Source organism: Azospirillum sp. UENF 112521, from assembly GCF_058780665.1.
Window position 1 is genome coordinate 312,685 of sequence record NZ_JBSNCI010000003.1, and the last position, 17,458, is coordinate 330,142.

Sequence of the window (17,458 nt, forward strand, 5' to 3'; positions counted from 1 at the left end):
TGAAGCGCCCTCCCTTACGGTTGCCCGCTGCCGCCCGCCGCACCATAGACATGGCCGGTGGTGAAGCTGGCATCCTCCGCCGCGAGCTGGACATAGATGCTGGCAAGCTCGGCCGGCTGGCCGGGACGGCCGAACGGGGTCTGGCTGCCGAACTGCTTCAGCTTCTCCTGGCTGGCGCCGCCGCTGACCTGCAGGGGGGTCCAGATCGGGCCGGGGGCCACACCGTTGACGCGGATGCCTTTGTCCGCCAGCTGCTTGGCCAGCGACTTGACGTAGTTCATCGTCGCCGCCTTGGTCTGGGCATAGGCGTAGAGGTCCGGCGTCGGGTCGTAGGCCTGTTCCGACGTGGTGCCGATGATGACCGAACCCGGCTCCAGGTGGGGCAGGGCGGCCTTGATGATCCAGAAGGGGGCGTAGATGTTGGTCTTCATCGTCGCGTCGAACTCCTCGCTGCTGATGTCGAGGATCGACGGGAAGGCCTGCTGGCGCGCCGCGTTGCAGACGACGATGTCGAGCCCGCCCAGCCCGGCGACGGCATCGGCCACCAGCTTCTTGCAGAACGCCTCGTCGCGCAGGTCGCCGGGGATCGCCACCGCATTGCGGCCGGCCTCCTCGATCAGGGCGACGACGTCCTGGGCGTCCGGCTCCTCGGTCGGGAAATAGTTGATGGCGACGTCGGCGCCCTCGCGGGCATAGGCGATGGCGGCGGCCCGGCCCATGCCGGAATCGCCGCCGGTGATCAGCGCCCGGCGCCCGGCCAGCCGGCCGGAACCCTTGTAGCTGGTCTCGCCATGGTCGGGCGGCGGATCCATGTCGCGGGCCAGCCCCGGCCAGGGCTGCGACTGGCCGTTGAAGGGCGGGCGCGGATATTTCGTGCGGGGGTCCTGCGGCGTGACGGTGTCGTCCTTGCGGTCCATGCCTGTCTCCTGATCCGGCGGTCTGTGTGCGATGCGGCGATGCCTCGCACACAGAACCGGACGGGGACGGAAATGGTTGCCGCAACCCTGCCCATCAGCGGAGCGGGGCCATCGGCGGAGCGGGCTCCTCAGCCGCACATGCCGCCGCAGCAGGACCCGTTGCGCCGGGCCAGCAGCCGCTCATACGCGATGCTGACCACGCCGGCCGGCGGGATCACCCCCTGCAACAGCGCCAGCACGTCCCCCTCCGCCGTGCCGGGCGGGACATCCATCACCTCGCAGACCGAGCCGCCATTGCCGTCCGGCCCCAGCCGCGCGTCGCCGGTGGCGACCGTCACGTCGCCGTTGCGGTCGATGCGCACGCGCAGGCTGGTCGCCGCCGCCCCCTCGGGCCGGGAAATGCGGACCTGCCAGACCTCGGGCCCCTGTTGCAGATACTCCCAGGCGAAGCCGGCGCCGAACAGGCTGAGCAGCTGGTGGTGCAGCGGACGCGGGTCATGGTCGTTGACCAGCGAGAAGCCGTCGCCGGGCGTCAGGTCCTGCACCGACGCGAAGATCAGCTGGTGGCGCTGGTAGGGCGGGATGGCGCGGAGATCGAGAACCGGTTCGGCCCGCTCGGCGTGGGGGGCGGTGGGCGCGGCGGGGGAGGTCATGGTCGGCATCGTCGTCCGTCTGGTCTGTGGGGGAGCGGCAGGATCGCCATGCCCCCCTGTAGCCCGGATCGCCGCCCCCTTCTTTGCTCCAGCACAAACCCCGGAACGAGGGGCGTCCCGCCGGTCCGGCATCCGGTCGCAGTCAATCCCGCTCAGCCGGCAGCGGCAGGGACGGCAAATCCTCGGCGATGGCGACCAGCGCATGGGGCTTGCGGATCACCACCTGCTGCCGGCCGCTCTCGACGATGCCCTGGCTTTCCCAGGCCGACAGGGTGCGGCTGACGGTGTGCAGCGTCGTGCCCGTCATCTCCGCCACGTCCTGCCTGGACAGCGGGAAGTCGATCTCCACCCCGGCCTCCACCCGCCGCCCGGCGTGGCGCACCAGCCGCAGCAGGGCGTGGGCGATGCGGCGCTCCACCCGCTCCGTCGCCACCTCGCGCAGGCGGTTCTGCACTTCGCGCAGCCGCCCGCCGACGATCGCCAGCGCGTTGCGGGCGATGGTGGGATGGCGATCCATCAGCTCGGTCATCGCGGCGGCCGGCCAGGACAGCTCGACGCAATCGGCCACCGCGACGGCATCGGCCGGATAGAACCCGTCGGTGAAGATCGCCAGCGTGCCGAACATCTCGCCGGGGCCGATGAAGCGCATCACCACCTGCTGCCCGTCGGGACCGGTCTGCACGATCTTCACCCGCCCGTCGATCAGCGCATGGCCGGCCGCCGCCGCTTCCCCCTGGCTGAAGAGGGCGGTGCCGCGGACATGCAGCCGGGGCCGCGCCAGCGCGACGGCCTCCCCCAGCGCATCGGCATCCAGCCCGGCGAACAGCGGCATGCCGCGCAGTACGGCAGGGTCTGGGGGCGGAGGCATGGCGGTCGTCCTGGCGCGCTGGGCGTGATCTCCATCCATTCGTGCACGAGTTTGTTGCGGCTCAAAGCGCGAAATCCGGCATGCCGCCAGAATGACCGCAGCATTCCAGCGAAGGTCCCCGCCATGCCCACCCCTTCCACCAGCGCCCACCGGACGATGTACCCGGCCGCCGCCCTCTATGCAGCGCTCGCCGTCCCGCTGTTGCTGGCACAGGTCGGTGGCCTGCTGCCGACGGGCTGGTCGCCGGCCGTGCATGCGCACGAGATGACGCTGGGCTATGCGCTGGCGGTGGTCGGCGGCTTCCTGATGACCCGGCTGTCGCGCCCGATGCTGGCGGTGGCCCTGCTGTCCTGGCTCGCCGGACGGCTGGCCCTTCTGGCCGGGCTGCCGCCGCTGCTGGCCCTGCCGCTTTCTTTCGCCTATCCGCTGCTGCTGTTCGTCGTCGCCGGCCTTCCCTTCCTGCGCACCGGCCGCAGCGGCCACAACGCGGTGTTCGGCCCGCTGATCGGCGCCTTCCTCGGTGCCGAGGCGCTGTTCTGGGCGGGGGAGCTGGGCCTTGTCCCCGGCAGCGGCCAGCCCGTCGCCCTGCTGCTGATCGCCACGCTGCTGCTGACCATGGGCGGGCGGGTCATCCCCGCCGCGACCGCCGGAGCCCTGCGCCGCCAGGGGATCACCCTCGCGCACCGGGTCCAGCCGAGGCTGGAGGCGATGGGCATCGCCGGGGCCGCCCTCTGCCTGCTGTCGGCCGCCACCGGCCTGCTGCCCCTCGCCGGCGCCGTCGGGGCCGCGATGGCCGGGACGAGCGCACTGCTGCGGCTCGCCCGCTGGAAGCCGCATCTGCTGCTGCGCCGGCCGGAGATCGCCAGCCTGCATCTGGGCTATCTCTGCCTCGGCGCCGGCTGGCTGCTGTCGGCTGGCACGGCGCTGCTCGGCCTGCCGCCCGCCGCCGGCTGGCACCTGCTGGGGGTCGGCGCGCTCGGCATCCTCGCCAGCGCCATGACGATCCGCACCACCCTGCAGCGCGAGGCGGAGCCGGAGCGTTTCCCGCCCGCCGCCAGCGTCGCCGTCGGGCTGATCGCCCTGGCGGCGGCGCTGCGCGTGGCGGCGGTCTGGTGGCCGTCGATGAGTCTGCTGACCGCCGCGGCGGTCTTCTGGACCCTCGGCCAGCTGCTGACCGCCGGGGTTCTGCTCACCCGGCCGCGGCGGTCACGCCGACGGCAGGACGCGTTGCAGGAAATCTAGGCCGAGCTGCGCACCGGCGGCGGTGATGGTGTGCGGGACGCCGCGCAGCAGATGCTCCTCCACCGCGAAGCCGGCGGAGCGGAAATGGGTGGCGGCGGCCTGCACCACGGCGGGCGGCATGATGCTGTCCGCCGCACCGCCGACCATCAGGATCGGCGGACGGTGCCCCGCCCTATCCGGCGTTTCGACCGGTGCAGCGATGCGGCCGGCGAAGGCGACGACGGCACCGCAGCGCTCCGGAGCGGTCATGGCGAGATGCAGCGCCATGATGCTGCCCTGGCTGAAACCGACCAGCACCACGTCGGCGGGAGCGACGCCTACCCGCTGCCGTTCGGCCTCGATCAGTTCGACCAGCGCCGGCAGGGCAGCGGCGACGCGGGCGGGGCGGTTCGCCTCCGTCACCCCGGCGATGCTGAACCATTGATGCCCGTTGCCCATGTCGAAGGGCTGCAGTGCGTTTGGCGCTGCGAAGGCGGCGTCGGGAAGCGCCCCCCGCCAGGACTGGGCCAGCGGCATCAGGTCGGCGCCGGACGACCCGACGCCGTGCAGCAGGATGACCAGCCGCCTTGCCGCCGTCCCGGAGACGGGGGCCAGGCGCAGGACCTCACCGGAACCGTCTGTCGTGTTGCCGCTCATGGAAACCGCCTTTCCTGTCGTCGCTGTATCAGCCGCGCTGCCAGATGCCCTTGCCCGGCAGCCGGTCGCGATCATGCGGCCGCTCGAAATCCAGCGCCGGCCCCTTCGGCACGATCAGCGTCGGGTTGATCGCCGGGTTGGTGTAGTAGCCGGTCTTGATATGGTCGATCTTCACCGTCTCGCGGATGCCCGGCCACTGGTACAGCTCGCGCAGATAGGCCGATAGGTTGGGATAATCCCCGATCCGCCGCAGGTTGCACTTGAAGGCGCCATGATAGGCGGCGTCGAAGCGCACCAGCGTCACGAACAGGCGCCAGTCGGCTTCGGTCAGATGCTCGCCCGCCAGATAGCGGCTGGCCGACAGCCGCTCCTCCAGCCGGTCGAGCGTGGCGAACAGCGCGTCGAACGCCTCGTCGTAGCTGGCCTGCGACTTGGCGAAGCCGCAGCGGTACACGCCGTTGTTGACGTTGGCATAGACCAGCTCGTTCCAGCGGTCGATCTCCGGCCGCAGCGGCTCGGGATAGAGGTCCAGCCGGTTGCCGGTCAGCCCATCGAAGGCGCTGTTCAGAATGCGGATGATGTCCGCCAACTCGTTGTTGACGATGCGGCCTTCCTGCCGGTCCCACAGAACCGGGACCGACACCTTGCCGGTGTAGGTCGGGTCACTCGCCGTATAGAGGCTGTAATGGTGGCGGAAACGGCCGACGCCCGGTCCGCCATCCTGCTCCTCGCCATAGACCCAGCCGTCTTCGCCCAGCACCGGCTCGGCGGCGGACATGCCGATCACCCCCTCCAACCCCTTCAGCGCGCGAAAAATCAGCGTGCGCGAGGCCCAGGGACACAGATAGGAAATATAGAGATGATAGCGTCCGGCCACCGCCGGCAATGTCGGCTTCCCATCGGCATCCGGCGCGCCGTCCGGCGTGATCCAGTCGCGGAAGCGGGTCGGCTCGCGGTGAAAGGCGCCGCCCTTGATCTCGCTGGCCGCGATGTCGCCCTTTTCCCAAACACCGTTCACAAGCTGCGGCATCGCGGTTCCTCCATTCCAATCGGCACATAGGCGAAGGGGCCGGCGAACCGGCCCCTCCCACTCTGCAACAGTCGAAGACTGCCGGCGATCAGGACTTGACCGCTTCGACCTCGATCAGCAGCTGGATGTCGTCACCGATGGCCGGGGCGCCGTACTTCATGCCGAACTCGGTGCGCTTGACCGTGCCGCGGGCGGAGAAGCCGGCGGTCTCCAGCTTGCTGGCCGGGCTGACGCCGTCCTTGTTGAAGGTGACGTCCAGCACCACCGGCTTGGTCACGCCCAACATGGTCAGGTCGCCGTGCAGCTTGCCGGTCTTGTCGCCGGTCTTCTCGATCTTCGTGCTCTTGAAGGTCATCTTCGGGAACTCCTTCGCATTGAAGAAGTCCGGCGAGCGCAGATGCTCGTCACGCTTGGCATGGTTGGTGTCGACGCTGGTGGTGTCGATGGTGACGGTGACCGTGCTCTTCTCGACGGCGTCCTTGTCGAAGCTGACCTCGCCGCCGACCGTGTTGAAGCGGCCGATCACGTTGGAGAAGCCGACATGGTTGACGATGAAGGCGACGGCGGTGTGCGCCGGGTCGATCTTGTAGCTGACCGGGGCGGCGAAGGCGGTGGAAACGGCACCGGTCGCCGTCGCGATGAACAGGGCGGCGGCAAACAGGGTCTTCTTCATGAACGGAACTCCGGAAAACAGGATTGACTGGAAGGAAGGATCAGTAGGGCGACGCTTCACCGCCACTCAGCGCGAAGGCCGCGCCGATGGCGACCAGCGCCGGAAGGACTGCGACCACCGTGACGGCGGCCGACGAGGCGGCGCGGCCGACCGGGCCGTCGCCCTGGGGAAGAAAGCGGCGGACATGGCCGGCGAACAGGGCGGGCAGGGCCAGCAACAGAACCGCGGCCTGGGTCTGGGTGAACAGGGCCAGCACGGCGGCCAGCAGGACGGCGATGCCGGTGGCGACCCGGCCCGACAGGCCCCAGCCATGGCGCTCCACCGGCCAGTTCCACAGCAGGAACCCACCGGCCGACGCCGCCAGCGCCAGCGCCATCTGGGCGATGGAAGCCGAGGAGCCGATCAGCGCGGTGCCGCCGACCGCCAGCGCCAGCGCCAGCAGCGAGGCGGCCGGCGCCATCGGGCTTTCGGCCCCTTGCGTCTGCGAAACGCGGGCAAAAGCGACCCACGCCGCCGTGCCGAGCAGGACGACGAGGCTGACGATTGCCGCCGCTGAGTCGAGCGCGGGCAGGGCGATCCACAGCAGAGATGCGGCCAGCCAGACCGCCAGCACCGCCGACGCGATCCGGCCGCGGATCCCCGCCACGTCGGCGACCACGCCGATCAGCAGCCCGGCTGCGGACGCCCAGAACAGCTTGCCCATGCTCGACGGCGGCGGCAGGGCCGGCAGGCCGATCACCATCGCGAAGACGACCAGGAAGCCGGCGGCGATGCCGGCCGCCGCCAGCGAACGGCGCAGCAGGTGCAGCGCGCCGACCAGGATCAGGCCGACCAGCAGCGGCAGCACGCTGGATTGGACGAAGGGGTCTTGAAGCAGCTCGGACATGGGAGAAAGCCGGGTCTCGATGGGATGGCGCAGGCTGCGCTTGGCGGGGACCCTAACCTGTGCTCTGGTAAGCGCAAATTCGGGAGTTTTGCAAAAAGCATATGCAAGAATGAGCGGGAATAAATGCTAGGTAGCAGCAATTGGGATGATTTTCGCTATTTGCTGGCGGTGGCGCGGCACGGGTCGCTGTCGGCGGCGGCGCGCGTGCTGGGGGTGAACCACAGCACGGTTCTGCGCCGGGTGACGGCGCTGGAACAGGCGATGGGCGCCCGGCTGTTCGACAAGCTGCCCGGCGGCTATGTGCTGACCGCGGCGGGCGACGAGATGCAGCGGGTGGCGCAGAAGATGGAGGAGGATCTGGCCGCCGCCAACCGCCTGCTGTCCGGCCGCGACACCCGGATCAGCGGCAGCCTGCGCGTGACCACCGTCGACATCCTGACGCTCTACGTCCTGCCGCGCCACATCGCCGCCTTCCGCCGCCGCCACCCCGACCTGCGGGTCGATCTGGTGGCGGCGGAGGCGTCGCTCAGCCTGACCCGGCGCGAAGCCGACGTGGCGATCCGCGCCACCACCAGCCCGCCGGAGAATCTGGTCGGCCGCGCGGTGTCCGGCCTCGCCTTCGCCGTCTATGGCGGCACCAGCTATCTGGAGGAGGCGGGCACCGGCGGCGATCTCGACCGCCATCCCTGGGTCGGGCTGGACGAGTCCTTCGACCACACCAACCTCGCCCACTGGATGAAGCGGATGGTCCCGGCCGGCTCGGTCCGCTACCGGGTCAATTCGGTGGCGGGGGCGGTGGAGGCGGTGCGGGCCGGCATCGGGCTCGGCCTGCTGCCCTGCGGCGTGGTCGACCGCGACCCGGCCTTCCGCCGCATCGGCGAGCCGGTGCAGGAGGCCGACGCGAAGCTCTGGCTGCTGACCCACGAGGATTTGCGCCACATGGGCCGCGTCCGCGCCTTCCTCGACTTCATGGCCGACGCCCTGACCCGCGACCGCGACCTGCTGGAAGGGCGCTGTCCGTTGCCCCTCTCCCTCCCCGATTTCCCCCTCTCCCCCCCGGGGAGAGGGACGGGGTGAGGGGGACGCACATGCCGGATTTTTGGATAAGGGCCGCAGCGCATCCCCCTCACCCTAACCCTCTCCCCGGGGGGAGAGGGGATTCTTCCGGTGTCGCGTCCGCGAGGCATCTGCATCCGTGCCGGCTGCCCCCGCCGCCGTGTCGACCAAGTGAATTGCGGATCGTCGAGGATCAGGTGCCGGTGGTCCGACAGCCGGTTGCGCTCCAGCCAGCCCACCGTCGCCTCCAGCTCCGACAGCGTCATTTCGGAGCGCGCCTTCTTCATCAGCCGCTTCAGCACGGCGTTGTAGATGTGGTAGCCGGTCGGCCCCTCGGCGACGAGGTTGTTGTCCTCGTCCTCGATCACCTGCGCCGCCACCAATTGCCCGATGCGCTGGCGCAGGTGATGCTCCGCCGCACTCGGCGTCAGCGGCAATTCCCCCGGATCCCTGCCCTGCGTTCCAAAGTCCGGCCCCGGCGCCACCACGGCGAAGCTCAGCGCCGTGGCGTTGGATTCAAGCGGGATGATCTCCGGCTCGCGCTCCGTCGAGCGCTCAAAGGGAAGCTCCTGCTGCGGACGGCGGGTCTTCACCATGGCGCGGGTGCCCTGCTGGGTCTCCACCATGGTGCGGAACTGCTCGAACAGCGCGTCGGAGGGGTGGTAGATCAGCGCCCGCTGCCGGTCGTAGGGACCGCCATGCGGGTCCACCCGCGTCGCCCGCGCAATCGCCTGCTCCAGCCAGGGGCGGGAGCGGATGTGCGTCAGGCAGGCGACATGGGTGATCGACGGCGCGTCCAACCCCTCGTACGCCATGGCGACGGAGACCAGCACCGCCGGTTCGGGGCGCAGGCGAAACGCGGCGACCACCTCCTGCGCGTCGCGGCACTCGGAAATGGCGAGCCGCGCCATGCGTCCGGCCTGCGCCATCGGCATCCAGCCTTGCAGCGTCTCCAGATAGAAGCGCGCCGTCCCCTGGTCGGGAGCGATCACCAGCAGCTTGCCCAGCCCCGGATCGTCGCGCCCCGCCGGCAGCTTCAGCTCCGCCCGCCGTTTCGCCCGATGCTCCCGGCAGGAGCGGTAGGCCTCGCGCAGCATCGCCTGGGCGAAGCCGGTGCGCAGTGCGGTGAACAGGGCGTCGCGCGTGTTTTCCCCCGCCTTGGACAGGGAATCGACCCAGCGGTTGGTCCGCTCCGCATCCAGCCAGGAGGCCGTCCCGTCCATCGCGCCGAAGGTCACCGGCAGGATCGCCTTTTCCGCCAGCGCCTGCCGCCGCGAATATCCCACCACCGCCCAGCCCGGCGCCTTGAAATCGATCTCCCGCATCTTCCGCGTTCCCTGCGGCGCCCGGTAGGGCAGCCACAGGATCGGCCGGCCGTCGGCGCGCTCCAGCGTCCCGCTCATCAGCAGACGGGCCGACGCATTCTCCAGCAGCGGCAGGATCGACCGGCTCCAGGCGGTTTCCTCCTCCACCGCCGCCATGCGGTCGGTGTCGAACACCGCCGGCAGATGGTGCAGCTCGTCCACCGCCAGGAGGTAGCGGTGGCGGCGGAACTCCTGGAGATGCAGGTCCGGTGCGGCGGCCACCGCCTGATATGTGGTGACGTAGCCCTGCAAACCGCGGCAGAGGTCGCGCCCGTTCTCCGCGGCGCGCAGGGCAAGGCTGTGTCCCAACACCTCGCGCCAGCGCGGATCGACGAAGGCCTCCTCCGCCTGCTGGCGCAGGCTGTCGCGCGGCACGATCCAGCAGACCCGGTCGATCCGCCCGGCCTTGTGCAGCGCCGCCGCCATGATCACCGGCAACAGCGATTTCCCCCCGCCGGGCGTCACCGCCGCCAGAACGTCGCGAACCTCCGTCTGCTGCTGGCCGATGGCGTCGGCGATGGCGCTGACCAGTTGCTGATGGGTTCTCAGCTGCGGCATTCCACCCTGCTGGCTGTGGCACGAGGGAGGAGCAAGCCTAAAGTGCCGCGAGTTCTCCGGTCTTGAGCGCAATCGTAGGTAACGGCGCCCAGGCGGAGTACTGCCGCCACCGGCTGGGGAGGGCGATTCGCGGTTCCTAAGCCTTATGAGCGGCTCGCCGCGCGGCAATCTGATGTACGCACCTTAATTTCCGCATGTGCGAACTGGCCCAACATCGCAACTCTCCACCAAATGGCAGAGCTTGAGCCTGACCTCAAGATTTGAGTTGCGCACCTCAAACCGCAGGAATATGTTCGCGGCATGAACAATCACGCCAGCGATGGACCCATGACCCTGCGCGACGTCGCGGCCGCGGCCGGCGTCAGCCTTGCGACCGCCGACCGGGTGGTCAACGGGCGGCCCGGCGTCAGCGCCAAGACCGCGCGCAAGGTGCAGGACGCGGTGCAGCGGCTGGGCTTCCGCCCGCTGGCGGCGGCGGCGGAGCTGGCGCGGGCACGCTCCTGGCGCTTCGCCGTGATCCTGCCCGGCGGCGGCAACCGCTTCATGATGGACATCGCCGACACCATCCGCGCCCAGGCCGGCTGGTTCCGCGCCCGGCGCATCGGGGTGAAGATCGTCGAGGCCGACGTGTTCGACGCCGACACGCTGGCGGCGCAGTTGGCCGCCCTGCCGGGCCGCTTCGACGGGGTGGCGCTGGTGGCGCTCGACCATCCGCGCATCCGCGCCGCCATCGACGATCTGGTCGAGGGCGGCATGGCGGTGGTGACGCTGGTGTCGGACGCCCCGTCCTCGCGGCGCCAGCATTATGTCGGCATCGACAACATCGCCGCCGGCCGCACCGCCGGGTCGCTGGTCGGCCGCTTCCTCGGCCCGCCCCGAAACGGGGAAACAGGAGGCTCTGTCGGCATCGTCACCGGATCGGGCAGCCTGCGCGACCATGCCGAACGGCGCTTCGGCTTCGGGCAGGTGCTGGCGGAGGAATATCCTCATCTGACCTGCCTGACTCCGGTGGAGGGCCGCGATGACCCGGAGCGCAACCGCGATCTGGTCCGCCGCATGCTGGACGGCACCCCCGATCTGGTGGCGATCTACAACACCGGCGAGGGCTCGGTCGGCATCGGCGAGGCGCTGGCCGAGGCCGGGCTCGCCCGCAAGATCCTCTGCGTCGGGCACGAGCTGACGCCGGCCACCCGCCGCATGCTGCTGGACGGCAGCTTCGCCGCCCTGGTCGCCCAGGATCCGGGGCACGAGGTGCGCTCGATGGGCCGGGTGCTCCACGCCCTGGTCACCGGCCAGGAGATCGTCGCGGCGCAGGAACACATCAGGGTCCAGGTCATCCTGCGCGACAACCTGCCCTGACCTTATCGGAACCAGGGCATCAGAAAAGGTCGACAGTCATGTTTCTCGGGATCGACATCGGCACCTCGAGCGTCAAGGCGGTCCTGACCGACGCCGACGGGGCCGTCGCCGGCAGCGCGTCCCGCCCCTGCACCGTCTCGCGCCCGCATCCCCTGTGGTCGGAGCAGGAGCCGGAGGACTGGGTCGCCGCCGCCGTCGCCGCGGTGGACGAGCTGGCAGCCCGCCAGCCGGACGCGCTCGCCGGGGTGCTCGGCATCGGCTTCTCCGGCCAGATGCATGGCGCGGTGCTGCTGGGCGCCGACAACCGGGTTCTGCGTCCCGCCATCCTGTGGAACGACGGCCGCTCCCACCGCCAATGCGCGACCCTGGAGGAAACCCTCCCGACGCTGCGGGCGATCAGCGGCAACATCGCCATGCCGGGATTCACCGCGCCCAAGCTGCTGTGGGTGGCGGAGGAGGAGCCGGAAATCTTCGCGGCGCTGGCCAAGGTGCTGCTGCCCAAGGCCTATGTCCGCTGGCGCTTCACCGGCGCAATGGTGGAGGAGATGTCGGACGCCTCCGGCACGCTGTGGCTCGACGTGGCCCGGCGCGACTGGTCGGACGATCTGCTCGCCGCCACCCGGATGACCCACGCCCACATGCCCGATCTGGCCGAAGGCTCCGACGCCGTCGCCCGGCTGTCGCCCGATCTCGCCCGCCGCTGGGGCATGCGCAATCCGCCGGTGGTGGCCGGCGGAGCAGGGGATTGCGCCGCCAGCGCGGTCGGGCTCGGCGCCATCGCGCCGGGCGACGGCTTCCTCAGCCTCGGCACCTCCGGTGTGGTGTGGCGGACGACCGACCGCTTCCTGCCCAACCCGGCGATGGCGGTCCATGCCTTCTGCCACGCGCTGCCCGGCGTCTGGCACCAGATGGGCGTCATGCTGTCGTCGGCCGCCTCGCTGGCCTGGGCCGCCTCCACCCTCGGCGCGCCGGAGGCGGCGCTGCTGGCCCCGCTCGGCGATGCCGTCGACGGCCCCTCGCCGGTCGCCTTCCTGCCCTATCTGTCGGGCGAGCGCACCCCGCACAACGACGCCACCGTGCGCGGCCTGTTCGCCGGCCTGTCGGCCGAGACCACGCGCGACGCGATGGTGCAGGCGGTGCTGGAGGGCGTCGCCTTCGCCTCCCGCGACAACCTCGTCGCGCTGGGGGAGGGCGCCCCGACCGTCTTCGACCTTGCCGGCGGCGGCTCCCGCTCGCGGCTGTGGGCGCGCATCTGCGCCGACGCGCTCGGCGTCACCATCCACCGCATCGAGGACGGCGAGGTGGGCGCGGCATTGGGTGCCGCCCATCTCGGCCGCATGGCGGCGACGGGAGAATCTCCCGCCGCTGTCTGCCGGAAGCCCCGCCGTCTGGAGACCTTCACCCCCGATCCGGCCCGCGCCGAGGCGTACAGCCAGGCCTGGCTGCGCTGGCGCCGGCTCTACCCCCTTGCCAAGGAGTTCGCGTCTTGAGCACCGCCTCTTTCTTCGGCGACCTGTCCCCGGTGGCCTACCGCGGGCCGGACAGCCGCGATCCGCTCTCCTACCGCTGGTACGACAAGGACCGCGTGGTTCTGGGCAAGCGGATGGAGGACCATCTGCGGCTGGCCGCCTGCTACTGGCACAGCTTCTGCTGGCCGGGCGGCGACCCCTTCGGCGGCGAGACCTTCCAGCGCCCATGGATGCGCCCCGGCCAGGACCCGATGGCGGCGGCCCGCGCCAAGGCCGATGTCGCCTTCGAGATGTTCCGCCTGCTCGACATCCCCTTCTTCTGCTTCCACGACCTCGACGCCGCACCGGAGGGCGACTCTCTGGCCGAGAGCGTCGACAACCTGAAGGCCATCACCGAGCTGTTCGCGGCGAAGATGGAGACCGCCAAGGTCCGTCTGCTGTGGGGCACCGCCAACCTGTTCTCCAACCGTCGCTACATGGCGGGTGCGGCGACCAACCCGGACCCGGACGTCTTCCTCTACGCCTGCGGTCAGGTCCGCGCCGCGCTGGAGGCCACCCATGCGCTGGGCGGCGCCAACTACGTCATGTGGGGCGGGCGCGAGGGCTATGAGACGCTGCTGAACACCGACCTGAAGCGCGAGCTGGACCAGATGGGCCGCTTCCTGGCGATGGTGGTGGAGCACAAGCACAGGATCGGCTTCGACGGCCCGATCCTGATCGAGCCGAAGCCGCGCGAGCCGACCAAGCACCAGTACGACTTCGACGTCGCCACCGTCTACGGCTTCCTGGAGCGTTACGACCTGCTGGCCGACGTGCGGGTGAACATCGAGCAGAACCACGCCATCCTCGCCGGCCACAGCTTCCAGCACGAGGTCGGTCTGGCGCTGGCTTTGGGCATCTTCGGCTCGCTCGACATGAACCGCGGCGACGCGCTGCTGGGCTGGGACACCGACCAGTTCGCCAACGACGTCGGCGAGCTGACGGTGGTCATGCACGACATCCTGAAGGGCGGCGGCTTCACCACCGGCGGCCTGAATTTCGACGCAAAGATCCGCCGCCAGTCGCTCGACCCCGCCGACCTGCTGCACGGCCACATCGGCGGCGTCGACACCTGCGCCCGCGCCCTGCTGCAGGCGGCGCAGATGCTGGAGGACGGCGCCCTGACCAAGCCGCTGTCCGAGCGCTACGCCGGTTGGGACGGAGCGGAGGGTCAGGCGATCCTGTCCGGCAAGCGCGACCTCGCCACGCTTGCCGAGCGGGCACTCACCTCGGGCCTTAACCCCCAGCCGCGCTCCGGCCGGCAGGAGTATCTGGAGAACATCGTCAACCGCTACGTCTGAGCCCCATAGCGATATCCCCTCTCCCCCCGGGGAGAGGGTTAGGGTGAGGGGGTCGCGCGGCGAGGATCTTCAAAAGTCGCACACTCTCCGCTCTCCACCAGATCCACAGCATTGCATCCCCCTCACCCCGACCCTCTCCCCGGGGGAGAGGGGGGAAATCGGAGACTTCTCGTCGATCAACAAGGCCGCCATGACCGGACGGCCACATAAGGAGGAAACACGATGAAGCACCGCCTCACCGCGACCGCCGCCGGCCTGTTCCTGACGCTGGCTGCCATGACCACCATGACCTCGACGGCGGCACTGGCCGCCGGCACCACCGTCGGCGTGTCCTGGTCCAACTTCCAGGAAGAGCGCTGGAAGACCGACGAGGCGGCGATCAAGGCCGTGATCGAGAAGGCGGGCGGCAAATACCTGTCGGCCGACGCCCAGTCCTCGCCGGCCAAGCAGCTGTCGGACATCGAATCGCTGATCTCGCGCGGCGCCAACGCGCTGATCATCCTGGCCCAGGACAGCGACGCCATCCGCCCGGCGGTGGAGAAGGCGGCGGCGGAAGGCATCCCGGTCGTCGGCTATGACCGGCTGATCGAAATCCCGTCGGCCTTCTACATCACCTTCGACAACAAGGAGGTCGGCCGGCTCCAGGCGCGCAGCGTCTTCGCGATGAAGCCGAAGGGCAACTACGCCTTCATCAAGGGCAGCTCGACCGATCCGAATGCCGACTTCCTGTTCGCCGGCCAGATGGAGGTGCTGAAGGCCGCGATGGACCGCGGCGACGTCAAGAATGTCGGCGAGGCCTACACCGACAAGTGGCTGCCGGCCATCGCCCAGCAGAACATGGAGCAGATCCTGACCAAGAACGGCAACAAGGTCGATGCCGTGGTCGCCTCCAACGACGGCACCGCCGGCGGTGCGGTCGCGGCGCTGGCGGCGCAGGGTCTTGCCGGGACCGTGCCGGTGTCGGGCCAGGACGGCGACAAGGCGGCGCTGAACCGCATCGCGCTCGGCACCCAGACGGTGTCGGTGTGGAAGGACGCCCGTGAACTCGGCCGCCGCGCCGCCGAGATCGCCATGGAGCTGGCCGGCGGCAAGAAGATGACCGACATCGCCGGTGCCGCCACCTTCGACGGCGGTCCGAAGAAGCAGAAGATGACCTCGCTGTTCCTCACCCCGATCGCCATCACCAAGGACAACCTCGGCCAGGTGATCGACGCCGGCTGGGTGACCAAGGACGTGGTGTGCCAGGGCGTGAAGCCTGGCAGCGTCAAGGCCTGCAACTGATGGCAGAGCCGTCCACCACGCTGTCCCCGGCGCCTCCTGCGGAAGCGCCGGCCGGACGGCGGGCCGGCATCGGCGACGCCCTGCGCGCGCTGGAGCTGGACACCCGCATGGTCGGGATGATCGGGGCGCTGGCCATCGTCTGGATCGGCTTCGACATCCTGACCGGCGGCGCCTTCCTGACCCCGCGCAACCTGTGGAACCTGTCGGTGCAGACCGCGTCCGTCGGCGTGATGGCGACGGGCATGGTGCTGGTCATCGTCACCCGCAACATCGACCTGTCGGTGGGCTCCATACTGGGCTTCACCGGCATGGTGGTCGGCGTGCTCCAGGCCCGGATCCTGCCGGAGATCTGGGGCTTCGACAATCCGCTGACCTGGGTGGTCGCCGTGCTGGCGGCCATCGTCGTCGGCGGCGCGGTCGGGGCGGTGCAGGGCGCCATCATCGCCTATCTCGGCGTGTCGTCCTTCATCGTCACGCTGGGCGGTCTGCTGGTCTGGCGCGGGGCGGCGTGGTGGGTGACGACCGGCCAGACGGTGGCGCCGATGGACGGCCTGTTCAAACGGCTGGGCGGCGGCTTCGAGGGCGCCATCGGCGCCGGCCCCAGTTGGGCGGTCGGCATCGCCGCCGTCCTGCTGTCGGTCGCCGCCATCCTGGTGACGCGGCGGCGCCGGGCCGGCTTCGGCTTCCCCGTCCGGCCCTTGTGGGCGGAGGGGGTGGTGATCCTGCTGGTCGCCGCCGCCATCGTCGGCGCGGTGCTGGTGGTCAATAGCTACCCGCTTCCCGTCCCGGTGGTGCGCCGGATGATGGAGGCGCAAGGGCTGTCGACCGACGGCGGGCTTCCCTTCGTCGCCCACGGCTTCGCCATCCCGGTGCTGATCGCGCTGGCGGTGGGGGTGGGGATGACCTTCCTGTCGCGGCGCACCCGCTTCGGCCGCTACGTCTTCGCCATCGGCGGCAACCCGGAGGCGGCGGAGCTGTCGGGCATCAACACCCGGCGGGTGATGGTGATGGTGTTCGGGCTGATGGGGGCGCTGTGCGGCCTGTCCGCCTGCATCGCCACCGCCCGGCTGAACGCCGCCACCAACGCCAACGGCACGCTCGACGAGCTGTACGTCATCGCCGCGGCGATCATCGGCGGCACCTCGATGGCCGGCGGCGTCGGCACCATCCTCGGCGCGATGCTGGGCGCCATGGTGATGCAGTCCTTGCAGTCCGGCATGGTGCTGCTGGGGGTGGACGCGCCGATGCAGAACATCGTCGTCGGCCTCGTGCTGGTCGCCGCGGTCTATGTCGACACGCTCTATCGCCGGGGGTTGAAATGAGCGCTCTCGCAACGGCAGTCCCGCAGACGGCCAGCACCCCGCTGGTGGAGATGCGCGACGTCTCCATAGCCTTCGGCGGCATCAAGGCGGTGGACGGCGTCAGCATCGACCTCTACCCCGGCGAGGTGGTCGGGCTGCTCGGCCACAACGGCGCCGGCAAATCGACGCTCATCAAGATCCTGTCCGGCGCCTATGCCGCCGACCATGGCGAGATCCGGGTGAACGGCGAGCCGGTCCACATCACCAGCCCGCGCGACGCCAAGCGCTGCGGCATCGAGACGATCTACCAGACGCTGGCGTTGGCCGACAATGTCGACGCCGCCGCCAACATCTTCCTCGGCCGCGAGAAGCTGACCGCCTGGGGCACGCTGGATGACCACGCGATGGAGGCGGAGGCGCGCAAGGTGATGGGCCGCCTCAACCCGCATTTCCGCCGCTTCAAGGAGCCGGTGAAGGCGCTGTCCGGCGGCCAGCGCCAGTCGGTCGCCATCGCCCGCGCCATCCATTTCGACGCCCGCGTCCTCATCATGGACGAACCGACCGCGGCACTTGGCCCCGCCGAGACAAGGCAGGTCGGCGAGCTGGTGAAGCAGCTGAAGCAGGAGGGGATCGGCATCTTCCTGATCTCCCACGACATCCACGACGTGTTCGATCTGGCCGACCGCATCCATGTGATGAAGAACGGCAAGCTGGTCGGCACCGCCCGCGTCGCCGACGTGACGCAGGACGAGGTGCTGGGCATGATCATCCTCGGCAAATGCCCGCCCGGCGCCGTTCCCGGACCGGGGGCGACGGGCTGACACC

Annotated in this window: 15 protein-coding genes and 1 pseudogene; 8 read left to right on the forward strand and 8 right to left on the reverse strand. The window is 70.1% G+C overall.

Annotated features, from left to right (window positions below):
• Nucleotides 1–14 precede the first annotated feature (14 nt).
• The 3 genes from ACWPN8_RS17150 to ACWPN8_RS17160 form a co-directional block, all read right to left on the reverse strand.
• The gene (locus ACWPN8_RS17150; protein WP_492241580.1) at nucleotides 15–917 is read right to left on the reverse strand and encodes an SDR family oxidoreductase; all 903 of its coding nucleotides are present in this window, start codon (nucleotides 915–917) and stop codon (nucleotides 15–17) included.
• Between the two features lie 128 nt (nucleotides 918–1,045).
• On the reverse strand, nucleotides 1,046–1,570 hold the full coding sequence (locus tag ACWPN8_RS17155; protein WP_492241581.1) for a DUF2249 domain-containing protein: 525 nt from the start codon (nucleotides 1,568–1,570) through the stop codon (nucleotides 1,046–1,048).
• Nucleotides 1,571–1,712: 142 nt separating this feature from the next.
• Nucleotides 1,713–2,438: a Crp/Fnr family transcriptional regulator gene (locus tag ACWPN8_RS17160; protein ID WP_492241582.1), complete on the reverse strand. Its 726-nt coding sequence runs from the start codon at nucleotides 2,436–2,438 to the stop codon at nucleotides 1,713–1,715.
• A 123-nt stretch (nucleotides 2,439–2,561) separates the two neighbouring features.
• On the opposite strand from ACWPN8_RS17160, the gene ACWPN8_RS17165 reads away from it, so the two are divergent.
• Entirely contained in the window at nucleotides 2,562–3,680 is a 1,119-nt protein-coding gene (locus ACWPN8_RS17165; RefSeq protein WP_492241583.1) for an NnrS family protein, read from the forward strand.
• Here the strand turns inward: ACWPN8_RS17165 and ACWPN8_RS17170 are convergent.
• The 4 genes from ACWPN8_RS17170 to ACWPN8_RS17185 all read right to left on the reverse strand — a co-directional run bounded on the left by ACWPN8_RS17170 (nucleotide 3,645) and on the right by ACWPN8_RS17185 (nucleotide 6,905).
• Nucleotides 3,645–4,316, reverse strand: a complete 672-nt coding sequence (locus ACWPN8_RS17170) for an alpha/beta hydrolase (protein WP_492241584.1) — start codon at nucleotides 4,314–4,316, stop codon at nucleotides 3,645–3,647. The genes ACWPN8_RS17165 and ACWPN8_RS17170 overlap by 36 nt on opposite strands.
• A gap of 28 nt (nucleotides 4,317–4,344) precedes the next feature.
• Entirely contained in the window at nucleotides 4,345–5,346 is a 1,002-nt protein-coding gene (locus tag ACWPN8_RS17175; protein ID WP_492241585.1) for a glutathione S-transferase family protein, read from the reverse strand.
• An 88-nt stretch (nucleotides 5,347–5,434) separates the two neighbouring features.
• Complete coding sequence (locus tag ACWPN8_RS17180) at nucleotides 5,435–6,019, reverse strand: YceI family protein (protein WP_492241586.1); 585 nt, start codon at nucleotides 6,017–6,019, stop codon at nucleotides 5,435–5,437.
• 40 nt (nucleotides 6,020–6,059) lie between these two features.
• Nucleotides 6,060–6,905: a hypothetical protein gene (locus ACWPN8_RS17185; protein ID WP_492241587.1), complete on the reverse strand. Its 846-nt coding sequence runs from the start codon at nucleotides 6,903–6,905 to the stop codon at nucleotides 6,060–6,062.
• A 123-nt stretch (nucleotides 6,906–7,028) separates the two neighbouring features.
• Here ACWPN8_RS17185 and ACWPN8_RS17190 point away from each other — a divergent pair, with 123 nt between their 5' ends.
• Nucleotides 7,029–7,982 (forward strand): LysR family transcriptional regulator, encoded by a 954-nt coding sequence (locus ACWPN8_RS17190; protein ID WP_492241588.1) that lies wholly within the window; start codon nucleotides 7,029–7,031, stop codon nucleotides 7,980–7,982.
• A 1,424-nt stretch (nucleotides 7,983–9,406) separates the two neighbouring features.
• Here ACWPN8_RS17190 and ACWPN8_RS17195 read toward each other — a convergent pair.
• Nucleotides 9,407–9,883, reverse strand: a pseudogene (locus tag ACWPN8_RS17195) (DEAD/DEAH box helicase); the annotation flags it as partial.
• Nucleotides 9,884–10,183: 300 nt separating this feature from the next.
• On the opposite strand from ACWPN8_RS17195, the gene ACWPN8_RS17200 reads away from it, so the two are divergent.
• The 6 genes from ACWPN8_RS17200 to ACWPN8_RS17225 all read left to right on the forward strand — a co-directional run bounded on the left by ACWPN8_RS17200 (nucleotide 10,184) and on the right by ACWPN8_RS17225 (nucleotide 17,454).
• A complete protein-coding gene (locus tag ACWPN8_RS17200) occupies nucleotides 10,184–11,242 on the forward strand; it encodes a LacI family DNA-binding transcriptional regulator (RefSeq protein ID WP_492241589.1) in 1,059 nt (352 codons plus the stop codon).
• A 38-nt stretch (nucleotides 11,243–11,280) separates the two neighbouring features.
• On the forward strand, nucleotides 11,281–12,732 hold the full coding sequence (gene xylB / locus ACWPN8_RS17205; protein WP_492241590.1) for a xylulokinase: 1,452 nt from the start codon (nucleotides 11,281–11,283) through the stop codon (nucleotides 12,730–12,732).
• Nucleotides 12,729–14,051 (forward strand): xylose isomerase, encoded by a 1,323-nt coding sequence (xylA, locus tag ACWPN8_RS17210; protein WP_492241591.1) that lies wholly within the window; start codon nucleotides 12,729–12,731, stop codon nucleotides 14,049–14,051. Before xylB ends, xylA begins: the two co-directional genes overlap by 4 nt.
• 222 nt (nucleotides 14,052–14,273) lie before the next feature.
• On the forward strand, nucleotides 14,274–15,332 hold the full coding sequence (gene xylF, locus ACWPN8_RS17215; RefSeq protein ID WP_199237708.1) for a D-xylose ABC transporter substrate-binding protein: 1,059 nt from the start codon (nucleotides 14,274–14,276) through the stop codon (nucleotides 15,330–15,332).
• Nucleotides 15,332–16,654 (forward strand): sugar ABC transporter permease, encoded by a 1,323-nt coding sequence (locus tag ACWPN8_RS17220; protein WP_492241592.1) that lies wholly within the window; start codon nucleotides 15,332–15,334, stop codon nucleotides 16,652–16,654. Before xylF ends, ACWPN8_RS17220 begins: the two co-directional genes overlap by 1 nt.
• Entirely contained in the window at nucleotides 16,651–17,454 is an 804-nt protein-coding gene (locus ACWPN8_RS17225; protein WP_492241593.1) for an ATP-binding cassette domain-containing protein, read from the forward strand. Before ACWPN8_RS17220 ends, ACWPN8_RS17225 begins: the two co-directional genes overlap by 4 nt.
• The last annotated feature ends 4 nt before the right edge of the window (nucleotides 17,455–17,458 follow it).

Coding starts and splice junctions, on each gene's coding strand:
- ACWPN8_RS17175 (WP_492241585.1), bottom strand. CDS start 5,346: ATGCCGCAGCTTGTGAACGGTGTTTGGGAAAAGGGCGACATCGCGGCC.
- xylF (WP_199237708.1), top strand. CDS start 14,274: ATGAAGCACCGCCTCACCGCGACCGCCGCCGGCCTGTTCCTGACGCTG.
- ACWPN8_RS17150 (WP_492241580.1), bottom strand. CDS start 917: ATGGACCGCAAGGACGACACCGTCACGCCGCAGGACCCCCGCACGAAA.
- ACWPN8_RS17160 (WP_492241582.1), bottom strand. CDS start 2,438: ATGCCTCCGCCCCCAGACCCTGCCGTACTGCGCGGCATGCCGCTGTTC.
- ACWPN8_RS17165 (WP_492241583.1), top strand. CDS start 2,562: ATGCCCACCCCTTCCACCAGCGCCCACCGGACGATGTACCCGGCCGCC.
- ACWPN8_RS17225 (WP_492241593.1), top strand. CDS start 16,651: ATGAGCGCTCTCGCAACGGCAGTCCCGCAGACGGCCAGCACCCCGCTG.
- xylB (WP_492241590.1), top strand. CDS start 11,281: ATGTTTCTCGGGATCGACATCGGCACCTCGAGCGTCAAGGCGGTCCTG.
- ACWPN8_RS17170 (WP_492241584.1), bottom strand. CDS start 4,316: ATGAGCGGCAACACGACAGACGGTTCCGGTGAGGTCCTGCGCCTGGCC.
- ACWPN8_RS17185 (WP_492241587.1), bottom strand. CDS start 6,905: ATGTCCGAGCTGCTTCAAGACCCCTTCGTCCAATCCAGCGTGCTGCCG.
- ACWPN8_RS17220 (WP_492241592.1), top strand. CDS start 15,332: ATGGCAGAGCCGTCCACCACGCTGTCCCCGGCGCCTCCTGCGGAAGCG.
- ACWPN8_RS17190 (WP_492241588.1), top strand. CDS start 7,029: ATGCTAGGTAGCAGCAATTGGGATGATTTTCGCTATTTGCTGGCGGTG.
- ACWPN8_RS17200 (WP_492241589.1), top strand. CDS start 10,184: ATGAACAATCACGCCAGCGATGGACCCATGACCCTGCGCGACGTCGCG.
- ACWPN8_RS17155 (WP_492241581.1), bottom strand. CDS start 1,570: ATGACCTCCCCCGCCGCGCCCACCGCCCCCCACGCCGAGCGGGCCGAA.
- ACWPN8_RS17180 (WP_492241586.1), bottom strand. CDS start 6,019: ATGAAGAAGACCCTGTTTGCCGCCGCCCTGTTCATCGCGACGGCGACC.